The sequence below is a fragment of the Azospirillum sp. genome, assembly GCF_035628975.1.
Taxonomy (GTDB): domain Bacteria; phylum Pseudomonadota; class Alphaproteobacteria; order Azospirillales; family Azospirillaceae; genus Azospirillum.
On sequence record NZ_DASPIS010000055.1, the window covers coordinates 16,447 to 31,264 of the forward strand.

At 66.0% G+C, this 14,818-nt stretch carries 12 protein-coding genes and 1 tRNA gene; 7 read left to right on the forward strand and 6 right to left on the reverse strand.

What is annotated here, in order from left to right:
• The first annotated feature begins 201 nt into the window (after positions 1-201).
• Both VD964_RS12605 and VD964_RS12610 read left to right on the forward strand, forming a co-directional pair.
• On the forward strand, positions 202-501 hold the full coding sequence (locus VD964_RS12605; protein ID WP_324868934.1) for a cupin domain-containing protein: 300 nt from the start codon (positions 202-204) through the stop codon (positions 499-501).
• 281 nt (positions 502-782) lie between these two features.
• A complete protein-coding gene (locus VD964_RS12610) occupies positions 783-2,474 on the forward strand; it encodes a methyl-accepting chemotaxis protein (protein ID WP_324868935.1) in 1,692 nt (563 codons plus the stop codon).
• Positions 2,475-2,911: 437 nt separating this feature from the next.
• Here the strand turns inward: VD964_RS12610 and VD964_RS12615 are convergent.
• Positions 2,912-3,004 (reverse strand) — tRNA-Ser (locus VD964_RS12615).
• A 296-nt stretch (positions 3,005-3,300) separates the two neighbouring features.
• On the opposite strand from VD964_RS12615, the gene VD964_RS12620 reads away from it, so the two are divergent.
• A complete protein-coding gene (locus VD964_RS12620; RefSeq protein ID WP_014188024.1) occupies positions 3,301-3,537 on the forward strand; it encodes a hypothetical protein in 237 nt (78 codons plus the stop codon).
• 39 nt (positions 3,538-3,576) lie between these two features.
• Here the strand turns inward: VD964_RS12620 and VD964_RS12625 are convergent, their stop codons facing one another.
• Positions 3,577-5,325 (reverse strand): PAS domain-containing sensor histidine kinase, encoded by a 1,749-nt coding sequence (locus tag VD964_RS12625; RefSeq protein WP_324868936.1) that lies wholly within the window; start codon positions 5,323-5,325, stop codon positions 3,577-3,579.
• 164 nt (positions 5,326-5,489) lie between these two features.
• Positions 5,490-6,941, reverse strand: coding sequence for an Asp-tRNA(Asn)/Glu-tRNA(Gln) amidotransferase subunit GatB (gene gatB / locus VD964_RS12630; RefSeq protein ID WP_324868937.1), 1,452 nt, complete (start codon positions 6,939-6,941; stop codon positions 5,490-5,492).
• A 231-nt stretch (positions 6,942-7,172) separates the two neighbouring features.
• Here gatB and VD964_RS12635 point away from each other — a divergent pair, with 231 nt between their 5' ends.
• On the forward strand, positions 7,173-7,883 hold the full coding sequence (locus VD964_RS12635; protein ID WP_324868938.1) for a hypothetical protein: 711 nt from the start codon (positions 7,173-7,175) through the stop codon (positions 7,881-7,883).
• On the opposite strand, the gene VD964_RS12640 is transcribed toward VD964_RS12635, so the two are convergent.
• Together VD964_RS12640 and fliN are read right to left on the reverse strand one after the other, a co-directional pair.
• Positions 7,864-9,123, reverse strand: coding sequence for a diaminopropionate ammonia-lyase (locus VD964_RS12640; RefSeq protein ID WP_324868939.1), 1,260 nt, complete (start codon positions 9,121-9,123; stop codon positions 7,864-7,866). The two genes, VD964_RS12635 and VD964_RS12640, sit on opposite strands and share 20 nt — an antisense overlap.
• Positions 9,124-9,295: 172 nt before the next feature.
• A complete protein-coding gene (fliN, locus tag VD964_RS12645; RefSeq protein WP_014188019.1) occupies positions 9,296-9,598 on the reverse strand; it encodes a flagellar motor switch protein FliN in 303 nt (100 codons plus the stop codon).
• A gap of 259 nt (positions 9,599-9,857) precedes the next feature.
• Here fliN and VD964_RS12650 point away from each other — a divergent pair, with 259 nt between their 5' ends.
• The gene (locus tag VD964_RS12650; RefSeq protein WP_324868940.1) at positions 9,858-10,700 is read left to right on the forward strand and encodes a sulfurtransferase; all 843 of its coding nucleotides are present in this window, start codon (positions 9,858-9,860) and stop codon (positions 10,698-10,700) included.
• Between the two features lies 1 nt (position 10,701).
• On the opposite strand, the gene murJ is transcribed toward VD964_RS12650, so the two are convergent.
• The gene (gene murJ, locus VD964_RS12655) at positions 10,702-12,252 is read right to left on the reverse strand and encodes a murein biosynthesis integral membrane protein MurJ (protein WP_324868941.1); all 1,551 of its coding nucleotides are present in this window, start codon (positions 12,250-12,252) and stop codon (positions 10,702-10,704) included.
• Positions 12,253-12,387: 135 nt separating this feature from the next.
• Here murJ and VD964_RS12660 point away from each other — a divergent pair, with 135 nt between their 5' ends.
• Both VD964_RS12660 and eno read left to right on the forward strand, forming a co-directional pair.
• Positions 12,388-13,173 carry an alpha/beta fold hydrolase gene (locus VD964_RS12660; protein ID WP_324868942.1) on the forward strand — a complete coding sequence of 262 codons (786 nt, stop codon included), beginning with the start codon at positions 12,388-12,390 and terminating at the stop codon, positions 13,171-13,173.
• Between the two features lie 148 nt (positions 13,174-13,321).
• Entirely contained in the window at positions 13,322-14,599 is a 1,278-nt protein-coding gene (gene eno / locus VD964_RS12665; protein ID WP_324868943.1) for a phosphopyruvate hydratase, read from the forward strand.
• The last annotated feature ends 219 nt before the right edge of the window (positions 14,600-14,818 follow it).

Consider the following 14,818-nt stretch of genomic DNA (forward strand, 5'->3'; position numbering starts at 1 on the left):
GCTGAAGGGACGCGCCTGCCCCCCGGCGGGTGCGTCCCTTCAGTGCGGCTTCACCCTGGAGGAAAAGCCGGTCGGCCGTTCCAGCGCCTGCTGATGGAATCGGCAGTGCGGGCGAAGGTGCCGCATGGCTTTCACCCCGTCATTTCAACGGTTTGCGTGCTAGGCTCAATGGGTAGGCTCGAACGAAGAATGAGGAATGTGATGAGCACGCGCCCACAGGCCGTTTCGGTGACCCATGTCGAAGGCGAACGCACCCGTGTCACCGAATGGCGTCTGGTGCCGGGGGCCGAGACCGGAGCCCATGTCCATGGTTACGACTACGTGATCGTGCCGATCACCTCTGGTGCTTTCACCATCGTGGATCCGGACGGATCGGAGCGGCAGTTCCCCTTGGAGCCGGGACGGTCCTATTTCCGCAAGGCCGGTGTCAGCCACAACGTGATCAACAACGGCACCGCGGACATCGTGTTCGTCGAGGTCGAACTGCTCCAGGAGGGCTGATGCCGACGGATGGCCGTCGCGGACTTACCGTCCGCGGCAGCCATTCCAGATCAGATATATGACGGAGTAAGAAGCTGTAGTTCTGCAGGAGATGGTCTGACCAATGCTCCACAACCAGCGAGGGCAAAAAACCGTCAGGATTTTCTATCCAATAAAACATGGGAACATTCGAACAAACTTAAGTAATGCGACTGTGACCTCACACGTTTCGTAACGCTTTCTTGAGGAACTAGAGGGATACGCTAACTGACATATCAGTTTGGCCATAGGCGGACTATGTCATGGGCAGGTTCCTCGCACGCTTCAGCATCAGCACCAAGATCACCACCGCTGTACTCTGGCTGGCCCTCACGGCCGCCCTGCTCGGTGGAATCGGCTTTCGCGGAATGGCAACATACGACTCTCGCGTCGATGATATCCAAAGCTCATCCCAGCGCGCTCTGTTGGGCGAGCAGATCAACGGGCTCGTCCTTAAGGTCGTGATGGAGAGCCGCGGGCTCTATGCCAGCAAATCGAAGGCGGAAATCGAGACTTTCGCAAAATCGGTTTGGAAGAGCACAGAGCTGATGGGGAAGCGGATGGCCGAGTGGAAGGCTCTTCTTCCTCCGGATCGGCATGCGGCTTTTCTGCCTCTGGAGCAGAGTGTGGCCGAATTCATCAAGCTTCGCAACGAAGCGGCTCGTCTAGGCGTCGAGGTCAGCCCCGATGAAGCGAACAAGTACGGAAACACCGACGTCACTCGTGCCAATCGCAAGGCTTTGGGCGAGGAGCTGGAACGGCGGGCGCAGCAGAACTTCGACAGCATTCAACGAGCGAACGACGATCTGGAGGCATATGGCGCGCGCATGCTGATGCTGATGATCGTTGTCGGCATCGCGGGCATCGGCGTTGCGCTGATCGGCAGCATCCTTATCGCTCGTTCCGGCATTGCCCGCCCCATTGCCAGCATCACTGACACGATGTCGCGACTGGCCCAGGGCGATCTGACGGTTGAGGTGAACGGGGCCGAGCGTGGCGACGAGATCGGCGGCATGGCCCGCGCGGTGGAGGTCTTCAAGCTCAATGCGCTTGATCGGCAACGGCTGGCCGAAGCCGAGGAGGCCGAGCGCAAGTTCAAGGAGCAACGCACCACCGCCGTCGAGCAGTTGATTGCCGGCTTCGACAACAGCATGTCCGGCATCCTGCGCACAGTCAGCGCTGCCGCAACCGAACTGGATGCCACCGCGCAGAGCATGTCGCACACGGCGGAACTGACCAACAGCCAGGCGGCCAGCACTGCGGCTGCAGCTGAAGAGGCTTCGGTCAACGTGCAGACCGTCGCTTCGGCGACCGATGAATTGTCGGCCTCGATCCGGGAGATCAGTTCGCAAGTCACCCGCTCCACCGAGATTGCCGGTCAGGCCGTCGAGGAAGCGCAGGCCACCAACGATCGCGTCCGTGGTCTGGTCGACGCTGCCCAGCGCATCGGCGATGTGGTGAAACTCATCACCGACATTGCCAGCCAGACGAACCTGCTCGCGCTGAACGCCACCATCGAGGCGGCTCGGGCCGGCGAAGCCGGCAAGGGTTTTGCCGTGGTCGCCAGCGAAGTGAAGAATCTCGCCAACCAGACGGCGAAGGCGACCGAGGAAATCGCCACCCAGATCGCGTCGATGCAGCAGGCCACCAGCGAAGCTGCAACGGCGATTACCGGCATCGGCTCTACGATCGGCAGCATCAATGAAATTGCCACCTCCATCGCCTCGGCGATCGAGGAGCAGGGCGCGGCAACCGGCGAGATCGCCCGCAACGTCCAGGAAGCGGCGCGCGGCACCGAGGTGGTGACCATCAACATCACCGACGTCAGCCGTGGCGCCACGCAAACCGGCTCAGCTGCCACCCAAGTTCTGGGAGCGGCAGGCGAACTCTCCCGCCAGTCAGAGATGATGAAGACCGAAGTGGAACGGTTCCTGACCGGTATCCGCGCCGCCTAGGTCGTCGGCGGTCACAGAGGCGCATCGGCAAGAGGTTATCGGCGCAAGGCCGGTAACCTCTCTCGCTCGACCTATTGAAAAAGTGGTGAGTTGCCGCATCGACTTTGCGTGGCGGTCTCTTTGACGGCTTTGATGATGTGGTCCTGAATGAACCTGAGGACCGGCAACATTGCCTTCATTCTACCTGGTCGACCGCACAGGGCTTACCTGAAACCGTCAATGGTCCAGATATCGGAAGCCCTGCCGCGCTTCCTGAACGACGAGTTCATATTTTGGCTTGATATCGGAATCCGGCGTTCTAAGGTCAGCGCCCGCTTCGATCAAATTGGACAGTCGATACAAAGGCCGCAACGAACATAGCCGCTCGCCGAGAGCGGCGTGCTGCCCAGAACAGCAGGCAGTTGCGATGATTTCGGATTTTTTGGAAAACAACAAGGTGGCGGAGGGGATGGGATTCGAACCCACGATAGGGCTTTAAACCCTATGACGGTTTAGCAAACCGTTGCCTTCAGCCACTCGGCCACCCCTCCAGCCAGTGCGGCGTCCCGTGGGGCACCGCTGGCGTGGGGAGGTTTCTAATGGCCAGCCGTACCCTTGTCAACGCTTACAGAGGCCGAAATCCGCTTTTCCTGAAAAACATCATAATGGGACAAATCTGTATAAAATTTTAGGTACTTTTTAAGGTTCGTCGGTTATGATGCAACCATGAGCAACAAAAAGCCCAACAGAAAGCCCGGGTGACGCTCAATTCGGTCGTGCGAGGTCGATTCCGAAAGGCCCGCCCCGCCGGACAGTGACGCCGCACCCCGATGCCGTGGAGGATTCGATGACCCTGTCACGCCGTTGCGCCGAAACGCTGATCGACCTTGTCGAGATCAAGCTGAGCTGCCTGGAAATCACCGACCGCGAAGACCAGCGGGAGAAGGAACTGCTGCAGCGCTGCGTTCAGGAACTGAATGCCGAACTGCGCGGTGAGAACGGGGCCCTCGCCAACTTCGCGGCTCCCAAGCGCCGCGGCCGCCGGCCCAAGCATCTCCAGTTCCACGAACTGCACGTCGCCTGATCCGCTGCCTCGGCCGGCCGCCTGATCCGTACCGCCGGTTCAGGTCAGTGCCGGCTCCTCGGCTGGCATCGCATGAATCGCCGGTGCTTCACGGGGCAGCAGGATGGTGAAGCGGGTTCCCTGCCCCGGCCAGGACTGGACGGACACCGTACCGCCCAGTGGACCTGTGACCGTGTTGAACACGATGTGCAGGCCAAGGCCCGAACCGCCCTGGCCCCGCTTGGTGGTGAAGAAGGGATCGAACACCTTCGACAGATGTTCCGGTGCGATGCCGGCGCCATCGTCCATGAAATCGATTCGCACCCGCTCGGTCCCATCCGGCTGCGCGGTGATCCGGATCGTGCCGGCCGGCCTGTCCAGCGTCCGGTCGCCGTCGCCATAGGCGTGGACGACGGCATTGATCACCAGATTGGTCAGCACCTGCCCCAGGGCGCCGGGGAAGCTGTCCATCGTCAGTTCGTCGTCACACTCCACCGCCACCTTCAGGTTCGTGCGCTTCAGCCGCGGGCGGAGCGAGAACAGCAGTTCGCGGATATAGCTGCCCAGTTCGAACACCCGCCGGTCGCCGGAAGACTGGTCGACCGCCACCTGCTTGAAGCTCTGCACCAGCGAGGCGGCTCGGTCGATGTTGGCCATCAGCAGGCGGCTGCTCTCGCTCAACCCATCCAGGAATTCCAGGAATTCCGACCGGCGCAGGGTGTTGCCGGTGAAACGGTCGCGCAGGATCTGTGCCTGTTCGCCGATATGGCTGGCTGCCGTCAGGCCGATACCGATGGGCGTGTTGATCTCGTGCGCGACACCCGCCACCAGCTGGCCGAGCGAGGCCATCGTTTCGGCCTGGATCAGGCTTTCCTGTGCCTCGCGCAGGTCCGCCAACGCCTGCTCCGCCTCCTCCCGCGCCTGAACCATCGCCGACTCGGCGGCCTTCCGGTCGGTGATGTCATAAAGCCAGGTCAGCAGGGCCGATTCGCCGTCCAGTTCGATGCTGTTCCAGGACGACAAAACCCAAACGACGCTGCCGTCGGGCCGGCGGAAACGGATTTCGGCATTGCGGAAGGGACCTTCGCGGTCGAATCGGGCGATCAGCGCGTTGCGGTCGGCGGGATCGGCATAGAGATCGGCCACCGGCGTGCGCATCAACTCGGTCCGGCTGCGCCCCATCAGCCGCACGGATTGGGCATTGCAGAACAGCCAGCGGCCGTCGCGGGTGGTGACGTTGACCGCGATCGGCGCCGCCTCCATGATCTTCAGCAGCCGTTCCTCGCTGGCGCGCAGCCGCTCCTCCTGCCGGCGGGCTTCGGTGATGTCGGTCATGATGCCGGCATAGCGCACTGCCCGCCCGGTCTCGTCGCGGAAGGCGCGGCCCTTGGCGGCGATCCACACCCAGCCGCCGCCCTCGTGGCGCAGGCGGTAGGAATAGGCGTAGCTGGTGGTCTCCCCCGCCAGATGCGAGGCGATATGGGCCAGCACCCGCTCGCGATCGTCCGCGTGCAGCCGCTTCTCCCAGAAGTCCGGCAGCATCGGCGGCCGCGTGCGATAGCCCAACATGCGCGGGAAGGTATCCGACCACCAGCAGGTGCCGGCCACCAGATCGGCATCCCACACGGCGGCGCCGGTCGCCTCCAGAGCCATCTCCAGCCGTTCGCCAATGTCCGGTTCATGGATGGCCGGTCCCGGCGCAGTGTGCCGGCGGGCGGACCGACGCCCGGCGAGAAGGCCCAGCAGCATCCCCAGCAGACCACCGGCGGCAACACCCGCCAGCGCCACAATCTCCGGTTCTGCCGCCATGGAACCTCCGCCGTTTCCAGCACTGTGGCGATAGTAACCGGGAAAATTCAACTGGGGCTTTTCCGCATCGCCGCGCGTCACCCAAGAAAAAAGCCTCTCCCGCGGGGAAGAGGCTTTCTTTCGGACAGTACGGCGATTGCGCACCGCCAAAGGGGTGCGGTCGCTTACCCCTTCAGCTTCTTGGTGAGGATCTCGTTGACCATCGCCGGGTTGGCCTTGCCCTGCGTCGCCTTCATCACCTGACCGACGAAGAAGCCGAACAGCTTGTCCTTGCCGCTACGGAATTCCGCCACCTTGTCGGGATTGGCGGTTAGGACAGCGTCGATCGATCCTTCGATGGCGCTGGTGTCGGTGACCTGCCGCAGACCCTTCTTCTCGACGATGTCGGCGGCCTTCTCGCCGGTCTCGAACATCGTCTCGAACACTTCCTTGGCGATACGGCCGGAAATGGTGTTGTCGGCGATCAGGTCGATCAGCCCACCGAGATTCTCGGCGGACACCGGGCTCTCCTCGATCTCCTTGCCGGCCTTGTTCAGATAGCCGAACAGCTCGCCGGTGACCCAGTTGGACGCCAGCTTCGGATCGCGGCCCTTCGCCACCGCCTCGAAATAGTCGGCCTTCGACTTCTCCGACACCAGCACGCCGGCGTCATAGACCGACAGCTTGTAGTCTTCGATGAAACGGGCCTTCTTGTCGTCCGGCAGTTCGGGCAGCGTCTTCTTGATGTCCTCCACCCAGTCCGCGTCGAGTTCGAGCGGCAGCAGGTCGGGGTCGGGGAAATAGCGGTAGTCGTGCGCCTCTTCCTTCGACCGCATGGAGCGGGTCACGAACTTCGTCGTGTCCCACAGGCGGGTTTCCTGGTCGATCTTGCCGCCTTCCTCGATGATCTCGATCTGGCGGCGCGCCTCATACTCGATCGCCTGCATGACGAAGCGGATCGAGTTGACGTTCTTGATCTCGCAGCGGGTGCCGAAGGGCTCGCCCGGCTTGCGCACCGACACGTTGACGTCGCAGCGCATGGAGCCTTCCTCCATGTTGCCGTCGCAGGTGCCGAGATAGCGCAGGATGGAGCGCAGCTTGCGCACGTAGGCGCCGGCCTCCTCCGAGCTCCGCATGTCGGGTTCCGACACGATCTCCATCAGCGCCACGCCCGACCGGTTCAGGTCGATGTAGGTCTTGGACGGGTGCTGGTCGTGCAGCGACTTGCCGGCGTCCTGTTCCAGGTGCAGGCGCGTGACGCCGACGGTGCGGCTGGTGCCGTCCGGCAGGTCCAGCACGATCTCGCCCTTGCCGACGATCGGCTGCAGGAACTGGCTGATCTGGTAGCCCTGCGGCAGATCGGCGTAGAAGTAGTTCTTGCGGTCGAAGACCGAGTTCAGGTTGATCTGCGCCTTCAGGCCCAGCCCCGTCCGGACCGCCTGTTCGACGCAATATTCGTTGATGACGGGCAGCATGCCGGGGAACGCGGCGTCGACGAAGCTGACCTGGCTGTTCGGCGCGGCCCCGAATTCGGTGGCGGAGCCGGAGAACAGCTTCGCGTTCGAAATCACCTGGGCATGGACCTCAAGCCCGATCACAACTTCCCAATCGCCCGTTTCACCCTGGATGTACGACATCGTTCCGCTCTTCGACGTTCACGGCACGGGACGGGCCATGGACCGCCGCGAAAACGGGCGCCCCGGCCATACCCTTGGAATCCTGTTTCTTCTAACGCCCTTTGCGCCCGCGCGCACGCTTTATCGCGCCGCGGCTTTCCTACCTCCATTGTGCGGCCCGCCACAGACGTTCCGTTAACCCTCGGGCAAGCTTTGACCGCCACGCTGATCAGGTAGAGCGGGGAGGTCGTGATGTCGGTTCAAGCGCTGGTGCGGAAGATCGGGTTCGGTGTGGCTCTGGGCGGGCTGGTGGTGACGGGTGCCGCGATCAGCCATGCCGCCACCCAGCCGGCCGCCACGCGCCCGGCCAGCGTCTCGCTCGCCCCGGTGACCGTCAACCCGGCGCCCGCGGCTCCGGCCTCCGCCGAGTTCCCCGACGCCATCCTGTCGCGCAGCGATCAGGGCGATGCCACGGTCCTGCGGCTGGACGGCATCATCACGCCGGGGGCGGAGCGCCGCTTCGTCGATGCCCTGCACGCCCTGCCCGCAAGCCGTCCGGTGGTGGTCGAACTGTCGAGCCCCGGCGGCTTCACGGCGGCGGGATACCGTATGATCGACGCGGTGCTGGCAGAGCGCCAGGGCGGCCGTCCGATCGCCACCCGGGTGCGCGACGGCGACTCTTGCGAAAGCATGTGCGTCGGCCTCTATCTGGCCGGCTACCCCCGCTATGCGGCCCCCCGCGCCGAGTTCATGGTCCATGCCCCGCGCATGGCGGAGAACGGCCGGATGACCATGCGGTCCACCCAGGCGATGGTGCAGCGGCTGGTGTCGCTGGGCGCCTCCCCGGCCTGGATCCAGCGTGTGACGGCGGCCGGCGGCTTCTCCGGCACCCGCGACTATCGCGAAACCGCCGACCGCCTGACCGCCGACGGCGCCAACATCGTCACCGACCTGCTGCGCTGACCGGCTCCTCCGCCACCATTTCCGGCGAGCGGCCGACGATCCGCTCATAGACCTCCGGGTCGGTCGCCCCCTCGGTCCCGAACACCAGCACCCGGGCGTCGGGCGCAAGGCCGAGCGCGAGCCGCACATCGTCATGTGCCGCGGCGCAGAGCAGCCCGGCCAGCCCGGCCACGCCCGATTCGCCCGCCACGATCGGCCGGCCGCCATGCTTGCCGTCGGCCAGCTTGCGCATGGCGGTGACGGCGCCCTCGTCGGGAATGGTCAGGAAATCGTCGGCTCCGCGCTCCAGGATCGCCCAGGCCAGCAACGAGACCTCGCCGCAGGCGAGCCCGGCCATCACCGTGTCCAGGTCGCCCTCCGACCGCGTCGGACGGCCGGCGACGGCGCTCTGGTACAAGCAGTCGGCGTTGTGCGGCTCCACCACCACGAAGCGCGGGCGCTGGCGCCCCCAGCTTTCCCACAGATGGCCGCAGACAGCCGCCGGCAGGCTGCCGACGCCGCCCTGCACGAACACGTGGGTCGGCCGTTCGCTGGCGGGAAGCTGGGAGATCGCCTCCTCCACCATCACGGTGTAGCCCTGCATCACGTCGCGAGGGATATCCATATAGCCGGTGTAGGAGGTGTCGGAGACGACGAACCAGCCCTTCTCCGCCGCATCTGCGGCGGCCCGGCGCACCGCGTCGTCGTATGATCCGTCGACCACCACCACACGCGCCCCGTACGCCTCGATGGCCACACGGCGCCCGGGCGAGCAGGCGGCCGGCACGTACACCACGCAGTTGCAGCCGAACACCTGCGCGCCCCAGGCCACCGAACGGCCATGGTTGCCGTCGGTCGCGGTGGTCACGGTCAATGTACGCGTCACCTGGGCATAGCGGCCGACGACGAGATCCAGCGCCGTCACCGGCACGCCCGGCACCCGCGCCGTCACCTCCCGCGCCAGCAGCCGCAGCACGGCATAGGCGCCGCCCAGCGCCTTGAAGCTGCCCAGCGCGAAGCGGGCGCTTTCATCCTTGTACCAGAGCCGATCGATCCCGGCCTCCCGCGCCAGACCCGGCAGGGAGCGCAACGGCGTCGGAGCGTAGCCGGGCCAGGCGCCGATTTCCGACATCGCCTCTTCGAAGGCGGCGCGGCTCAGGATCGCGCGTTCGGATGGGCCGTAGGCCCGCTCATGGTCGGCGCGCGGGTTCGAATGGAGGCGCGGCAGGCAGGAGGATGGGGAGACCGCTTGGTGGGGCATGGCTTCGCTCTCCGGGCCGGCCGGTGGGCGACGCCGTCCGCGACGGCACATCCCGCGACCGCGAACAACGAGACCAGATGCCATCGCCCGCCGTCAAGACTCCAGCGTGAGCGCGGCTGCTACCGAATGAAGCATCGACAGAATAAACGACGGCTAGGAAGGAATGCGGCGGTCAGCGCTTCCATTCGCGGCTGGACTTGATGAAGTCGGTCAGGGTAACGCCGATCTTGTCGTCGATGATCGCCACTTCGCCGCGGGCGACCAGAACGCCTTCGACATAGACGTCGGTCGGATCCTTCAAATGGCGGTCGAGTTCGACGACGGCGCCGCGGCCAAGCTTCAGCAGGTCGCGGACGCGGAGCATGGCGGTGCCGATGACGACCTTGATCTCCACCGGCGCGTCGCCGATGGCGAAGGACGAGGCATCGCCGTCGTTGGGATCGGGCGCGCCGAGCAGGTCGTCGATGTTGGCCATGGATGTCCAAGCTCCCGCGCCGCAAGGGGGCGCCATTTATACGAACGGCTTACTCTACACCCCGGACGGGTGGGCGGGCAACGCCACCGACCGGCGGGTTTTGCGACAAGATTGGGCTTTCCCCGCCCCGGAGCTTCGCCCAAACTGTCGCACCGCCCGCTACGGCGGGCATCCGCCATCTTGCCGGATCATTCGTTACGATTGAGTAACGACGACTGCAACGCAATGGCAGCGACCAACTGGAACCGGGTTCACCGTGATGACCGACAGCAGCAATTCCCCGCTTGTGGACGTTTCCTGGCTGAAAAGCCGGCTCGACAGCCCCGGCATCGTCGTCCTGGACGTGCGGACCCCGCCGAACGACGGCTTCATTCCGGGAGCGGTTCATTCCGACTATGCAACAGCTGGCTGGCGGACTGTGGTCGGCGGCGGGGCCGGAATGCTGCCGGAACCGGCAGTGCTGGAGGGGCTGATTGGTGGTCTCGGCATCGGCAACGGCGACCATGTGGTCCTGGTGGCGGCCGGCGCCAGCGCGTCTGACATGGGCAACGCCACCCGCGTCTACTGGACCTTCAAGATGCTGGGCCACGACGCGGTGTCGGTTCTGGACGGCGGTTTCGCCGCCTGGACCGCGACCGGCGGTCCGGTGAAGCCGCTGCCGGCGGAACGCAAGCCGGCGACCTTCACCGCGCATCCGCGCACCGATCTGCGCGCCACCGTGGCGGAGGTTGAGGCGGCAATGAAGGAAGGAACCGCGCCGCTGCATGATGCCCGCTCCGCCGAGCAGTTCGCCGGCAAGGCCAAAAGCCCGCAGGCCCGTGCCGCCGGCACCATCCCTGGCGCCGTCAACCTGGACATCGCCCCGCTCTTCTCGGCGGCGGACCATCGCTTCGCTTCGGCCGAGACGGTGAAGGCGATGGCCGAGCAGGCGGGACTGCCCCTGCAGGACCAGCCCATCACCTTCTGCAACACCGGCCACCTCGCCTCGGTGTCCTGGTTCGCGCTGAGCGAGATCGCCGGCGTGGCCGGCGTGCGGCTCTATGACGGCTCCATGTCGGAATGGAGCGCCGACCCGGACCGTCCGCTGCAGAGCGAGGGCTGATTCAGGTCTTGGCGCGACGGCGGCGCAGAAGGCCGAGGTCGCTGCGCCGCACCAGCCCCAGCAGCACGGCCGCGACGGCGTAGACCGTCAGCCCGACCACCGCCAGCACCAAAAGCCCTCCCAGCCGCTCGAACAGCCCGGTGGCACCCAGCCAAGGCGCCAGCCGTTCGGTCACCAGCCACAGGGCGCCGGCCATGGCGGATGCTGCGATCACCATGCGCGGCAGATTGCGGGTTAGGCGCGCATCGGCCCGGAACAGGCCGCGTCGGTGCAGCAGCAGCGCCAGAAGCCCGGCATTCACCCAGGCGCCCACGGAGGTGGCGACCGCCAGCCCGACCTGGGCCAGCGGCCCCATCAGCGCCAGCTTCAGCGCCACGTTGACGCCGACCGCCACCAGCGCCACCCGCACCGGCGTCGCCGTGTCCTGGCGGGCGTAGAAGCCGTTGACCAGACTGCGGATCACCACGAAGGCCGGCAGACCCAAAGCATAGGCTTGCAGGGTAAGGGCGGAGGCCGCGGCGTCGGACGGGCCGAAGGCGCCGCGCTGGAACAGCACCGACAGGATCGGCGTGCCCGCCACCAGGAAGGCGATGGCCGCCGGCAGGGTCAGCACCAGCGACAGCTCGATGGCGCGGTTCTGGCTGTCGACGGCGCCGGCCTCGTCGCCGCTCTTGATCCGCCTGGACATTTCCGGAAGCAGAACGGTTCCCACGGCGATGCCGATCACCCCCAGCGGCAGTTGGTTCAGCCGGTCGGCGTAATAGAGGTAGGACACCGCGCCCGTCGGCAGGGCCGAGGCGATCAGCGTGTCGGCGAAGAGGCTGATCTGCGTCAGGCCCGACCCCAAGGCCGCCGGCCCCAGCACCGTCAGGAAGCGCTTCACGTCCGCCGACAGGCGCGGCATCACCGGCCGCAGGGTCATGCCCGCCCGCCGCGCATCCCAGGCCAGATAGAGATATTGCGCCACGCCGGCAGCCAGGACGCCCCAGGACAGCGCATGGCCGGCACTGGGCATCAGCGGGGTTCCCACCACCAGCGCCGCGATCAGGCAGAGGTTCATCAGGATCGGTGCTGCGGCAGCCGCCCCGAAGCGGCTCATGCTGTTCAGCACGCCGCCATAGAGCGACACCAGCGAGATCAGCAGCAGATAGGGGAAGGTGATGCTGGTGAACAGAACCGCCAGCCGAAACTTCTCCGGCTCGTCGGCGAAGCCGGGGGCGAAGACCGTCATGAATTGCGGCATGAAGGCCAGCACCGCCAGCAGAAGCACCATCTGCACGATGACCAGCAGGGTCATCACCTCGTCGGCGAAGCGGCGGGCGGCGGCTGCGCCGTCCTGCACCAGCTTGCCCGAGAACAGCGGCACAAAGGCGGAGTTGAACGCCCCCTCGGCGAACAGGGCGCGGAAGTGGTTCGGCAGCCGGAAGGCGACGAAGAAGGCGTCGGCGACCGGCCCGGCGCCGAGCAGCGCCGCGGTCAGCACGTCGCGCAGGAAACCGAGCACCCGGCTGGCCAGGGTCAGGCCGCCGACGGACAGGATATGACGGAACACGATGGCAGGGTCGCTCTTGTGGTGCAGAATTGGCCGGGCGGCATCCTAGCGGTGCGTCCGCGTTCGTCATAGGATCGCCGCCCGCATCCGTCCAGAACGCATCTCCAGTCACCCAATCGGTCAAAGGTCCCCGACATGCCGCAGCAGCAAGCCCTCCCCCTGACCTATCTGGAAGCCGGCGAAGCCAACGGCGGAACGCCGATGCTGGTCCTGCACGGCCTGTTCGGCTCGGCCCGCAACTGGCAGACGCTGGCCCGCCGCTTCGGCGAATCGCGCCGGGTCTATGCGCTGGACCTGCGCAACCACGGCGGCGCGCCCTGGGCCGAGGGCATGAGCTACCCGGAGATGGCGGCCGACGTGCTGCGCTTCCTGGACGACCGCGGCTTCGCCCGCGCCACCGTCGTCGGCCATTCCATGGGCGGCAAAACCGCCATGGCGCTGGCCCTTGCCCATCCGGAGCGGGTGGAGCGGCTGGTGGTCGCCGACATCGCCCCCGTTGCCTACACCCACACCCACGCCCCCTACGTCGCCGCCATGAAGGCCGCGAAGCTGGAGGGCGTCACCCGCCGGCCGGAAGTGGAGGCGCAGCTTGCCGACGCCGTGCCGGAGGCGCCGCTGCGCTCCTTCCTGATGCAGAATCTGGTGCTGGAGAACGGCGTCTTCTCCTGGCGGATCAACCTCGACTCCATCGGCGCGAACATGGAGGGGCTGATCGGCTTCCCCGATTTCGCCGGCGCCCGCTATGAAGGCCCTGCCCTGTTCATCGGCGGCGGTGCGTCCGGCTATGTCCGGCCGGAGCATCACGACGCCATCCGCCGCCATTTCCCCAAGGCGGAAATCCGCATGATCGAGGGGGTCGGCCACTGGCTGCATGCCGAACGCCCGACCGAATTCGCGGCGATGGTGGAGGGATTCCTCTGATTTCCGCGGCAAAACTCCGCATTTTCGCGTGGTTGTAAGCCGAAGCAGATATTGCATCGCCCGGACGTCGGGGCTATCAAGCCAGCGCGCCCCAAAACGCGGCCCGCGACCATAACGCGGCTGCCTTTCCTCGAAGGATCGACCCACCATGAGCGTCATCACCGAGATTCACGCCCGCGAAATCCTGGACAGCCGCGGCAACCCGACCGTGGAAGTGGACGTTGCGCTGGACAGCGGCGCCTTCGGCCGCGCCGCGGTGCCGTCGGGCGCCTCCACCGGCGCCCATGAGGCGGTCGAACTGCGCGACGGCGACAAGGGCCGCTTCGGCGGCAAGGGCGTGCTGAAGGCGGTCGAATCCGTCAACGGCGAGATCTACGACGCGCTCGCCGGCCTGGACGCCGACGACCAGCGCGCCATCGACCTCGCCATGATCGACCTGGACGGCACCGAGAACAAGAGCCGCCTGGGCGCGAACGCCATCCTGGGCGTGTCGCTGGCGGTCGCCCGCGCCGCCGCCGAGGATGCCGGCCTGCCGCTCTACCGCTATGTCGGCGGCGCCTTCGCCTCGCTGTTGCCGGTGCCGATGATGAACATCATCAACGGCGGCGCCCATGCCGACAATCCCATCGACATCCAGGAATTCATGATCATGCCGGTGGGCGCCGAAACCGGCGCCGATGCCATCCGCATGGGTTCCGAGATCTTCCAGTCGCTGAAGAAGAAGCTGAAGGACGCCGGCCACAACACCAACGTCGGTGACGAGGGCGGCTTCGCTCCCAACCTCGCCTCCACCGAGGACGCGCTCGGCTTCGTCATGAAGGCCATCGAGGCCGCCGGCTACAAGCCGGGCGACGACGTCATGCTCGCCATCGACGCCGCTTCGACCGAGTTCTTCAAGAACGGCAAGTACGAACTGGCCGGTGAGGGCAAGTCGCTGTCGCCGGAGCAGATGGTCGCCTATTGGGCCGATCTGGCCGGCCGTTACCCGATCATCTCGATCGAGGACGGCATGGCGGAAGACGATTGGGAAGGCTGGAAGGCGCTGACCGACGCCATCGGCAACAAGGTGCAGCTGGTCGGCGACGACCTGTTCGTCACCAACCCGAAGCGTCTGGCCCAGGGCATCCGCCAAGGCGTGGCGAACTCGATCCTGGTGAAGGTGAACCAGATCGGCACGCTGTCGGAGACGCTGGAAGCGGTCGATATGGCGCACAAGGCCGGCTACACCGCCGTGCTGTCGCACCGCTCTGGCGAGACCGAGGACAGCACCATCGCCGACCTCGCCGTCGCCACCAACTGCGGCCAGATCAAGACCGGCTCGCTGAGCCGTTCGGACCGCCTCGCCAAGTACAACCAGCTGATCCGCATCGAGGAGCAGCTCGGCGTCGCAGCCCGCTTCGCCGGCCGCGGCATCCTGAAGGCTTGATGGTCTTAGGGTAAGAAAAAGCCCCTCTCCGGGATGCCGGAGAGGGGCTTTTTTGTTGGCTGGGTGCGGGCTTCGATTGCCCCCTCCCCGACCCTCCCCCGCTCTCGGCCGGCCGAAGGCCGGTCCGATCGAGGGAGAGGGGACTGCCGCCGCTTCGCTAATCCACCCTCTCCCGCGGAGCGGGGGAGGGGAGGGGCCCATGCGCCAGCATGGGAAGGG